The sequence below is a fragment of the Arhodomonas sp. KWT genome, assembly GCF_010993615.1.
On the sequence record NZ_WNXE01000276.1, the window covers coordinates 1 to 2,721 of the forward strand.

Consider the following 2,721-nt stretch of genomic DNA (forward strand, 5'->3'; position numbering starts at 1 on the left):
TCAAGATGCACCTAACAAGTAGCTGCACCGGAAAACTTACTCACTCCGCTCGCATTTTTCCGGTGAGCTAGGCGTTAGCGCTCCACAGAGTAAGTGAGGACACAATGTCACTAAGGGAGATATTGGCTAGGGGGTATTTCCCTAAAGAGCTGCCTGCACCATTTATTACGGACAACTTTGCTGACCTCCTAACGTCCAGCACTGTTCCTGTTTCGGGGGACTTCTCGAAGTCTGTTACGAAGAAGGCCAAAATCCCTAAAGCGAAGAGTTGCCTTTACATGCATGCCCGGGGCGGTCTGCTTAGGCGCAAACTGAGTATATGTCATCCTGTCCTTTACTACCTCTTGTCCCGTGAAGTCGATAGCAATTGGGCCAGCATCGTAAGTGTAGCTAGCGGTTCGGCATTAGCAGCTACAGCCCCAGATAAAAAATCCACTGGTCGTGCGATCGACGGTAAGTTCACGCAGGGTGATCGAGCCAACTTAGCCATCACCACGAGGATCGGCAGGCGATTTATTTTGTCGACCGATATCAGTCGCTTTTATCACAGTATTTACACCCACTCGATCCCATGGGCTTTGCATACAAAGCCAGTCGCCAAAGCCAACCACACATTCGCACTTCTCGGGAACAAGTTGGATTTTTTGGTCCGGCAAGGGCAAGACGGACAAACGGTCGGAATTCCAATCGGCCCCGACGTATCTTTAGTACTAGCTGAACTAATTATGCATCGGTGCGATACCGCACTGACTGATAAGCTGCCTAATATAAAGGGGCACAGGTTTATCGACGATTATGAGCTGAGCTTCAAATCAAGAACGGAAGCCGAAGAAGCGTTCCACTTGCTTGAAATATGCTTATCTGAATATGAGCTTGCGCTCAACCCCAAGAAGACCAAGGTCTCCGAATTGCCGACGCCATTAGAGAGCGCTTGGGCTCGTGAACTGAAGACATTTCAGTTTAGGACGTCGAAACGAAGTCAAGCAGCTGACCTAGAGGCGTTTTTCTCATTGGCATTCGAGCTCCACCGGAATAGTCCGGGCGAACCGGTACTCCAGTTTGCTATTGCTCGCCTTCGGTCAGTGAGGGTCGACAAAGGTAATTGGGAGCTGTTTCAACGATTGATATTGCTTTGCGTTACTCCAGAACCAGCGACATTGCCCTATGCGCTAGAGCAGATAATTAGTCGAGTGAATGCCGGGTATGTCCCTTTGATGCAAGAGATACAGGACATACTTAACAATCTGATAGAGACTCATGCGCCTCTAAGGCATTCAAGCGAGGTTGCCAACTCACTATGGGGCTGTTTGGCCCTAAAGCTACGGGTGCAGGATCAGGCAGCGGACCTGGTGTCCAGTTGCGAAGATTCTTGCGTGGCTCTCCTAGCTCTCGATTGCCAATCGAAAGGGTTAGTGTCGAAGCCCCTCAGAACTGGCCTTTGGGAGACTCAGATGTGTGCGGAGGGGCTATACGACGAGCAATGGCTGCTTGCGTACGAGGCTAACGTGAAAGGCTGGCTTCCAAGCATTGGAGGCGCGGACCACGTACGTGCGGATCCAAATTTCGGGTACTTAAAGGCGAATGGTGTGCACTTCTATGAAGAGACTCGCGCTTCGCCAGTCCAGGGCGGGAGAGTTCCCTCGCCTGCGCTGCCGTCAAAGTTCGTTCAGGCATCATATCAGTCAGTTTAGAAAATAATGTGCGCTAACAATGCGCTAAACCCGACGCCGGAAAGCATTGCGGCGCTTCGCGGTGGGGCTTAACGGCGGCGCGGGTTAGCGGTTCGTTAGGGTAAAGGGAATAAAACATGATTTTTAATCTACTCATGCACATTGTGGCAGGCATCTTTGGTCCACAGCTATTTACAGTATCGTCCCAAGGCATATTGTTGTGCCTGGCGTTCACTGCTGTAGTTCAAGGCGTGGATATGAGAAGAATTTATAAAGAACACAAAGGCTATATATTGGCGAGACCTCCAGAGGTAAGGGAAGAGCAGTTAAAAACATTTAATGAAAGAAAATATTATACATTTCCATGGTTATATGTGACTAAAATGTTATTTTATGGCTCTCTTACTCTTGGGGTTGCAGCAATCGTCAGGTCATTATGAAAGTTATAAAAAGCTCTAACAATAGCCTCAATCAGGACGGTCCTTTTCGCGGCGATGCTGACCTTGCCCGGCTGAATTGGACACGTTCATGCAGCTAGTTTCCGGAATGCGGCCGGCGGTTGAAACCCCAACGCCGATTGTAGCCGACGCCTGTCGTAGAACCGAGGGTAGTCGTCGACGTGGCTGATCAGCGTGGACACGGATTGTTGCAGGCGGCGCTCGGTGACGTCGGACTCGGTCTTCAGTGTGCCGAAAAACGACTCGACATGGGCGTTGTCGTAGCAGTACGGGCGGCGGCTCATGCTCTATGTCAGGTGATGGCGCGCCAACAGTGCCTTGACGCTGTTGGCCGCGTATTCGATGCCCCGGTCGGAGTGGAACAGCGCCCCACGGCGCGGCGGTGGCGCTGCAGAGCGTTGGAGAGTGCCGCACGGGTCAGCGCTGCGCTCCGCCGCAGCGACGTGGGCCACCCGCCCCACCTTCGCCCGGTGAGGCGGACGCGCTCGTCTTAAAATGCCCATCTAACCAGTATGGGCGGCTTCAGGTTCACACCAGCCCACGCAGACCAGACACCTGCTGCGCGATCTGTTTCGCCACTGTCCCAAGCTCCC

At 52.2% G+C, this 2,721-nt stretch carries 3 protein-coding genes; 2 read left to right on the forward strand and 1 reads right to left on the reverse strand.

The window, feature by feature from the left end; translation table 11 throughout:
• The first annotated feature begins 278 nt into the window (after positions 1-278).
• On the forward strand, positions 279-1,691 hold the full coding sequence (locus G7A99_RS25975; RefSeq protein ID WP_371807630.1) for an RNA-directed DNA polymerase: 1,413 nt from the start codon (positions 279-281) through the stop codon (positions 1,689-1,691).
• Between the two features lie 116 nt (positions 1,692-1,807).
• Entirely contained in the window at positions 1,808-2,110 is a 303-nt protein-coding gene (locus G7A99_RS17780; RefSeq protein WP_163142687.1) for a hypothetical protein, read from the forward strand.
• Positions 2,111-2,196: 86 nt separating this feature from the next.
• Here the strand turns inward: G7A99_RS17780 and G7A99_RS17785 are convergent, their stop codons facing one another.
• Complete coding sequence (locus tag G7A99_RS17785; protein ID WP_163142690.1) at positions 2,197-2,412, reverse strand: integrase core domain-containing protein; 216 nt, start codon at positions 2,410-2,412, stop codon at positions 2,197-2,199.
• Between the last annotated feature and the right edge of the window lie 309 nt (positions 2,413-2,721).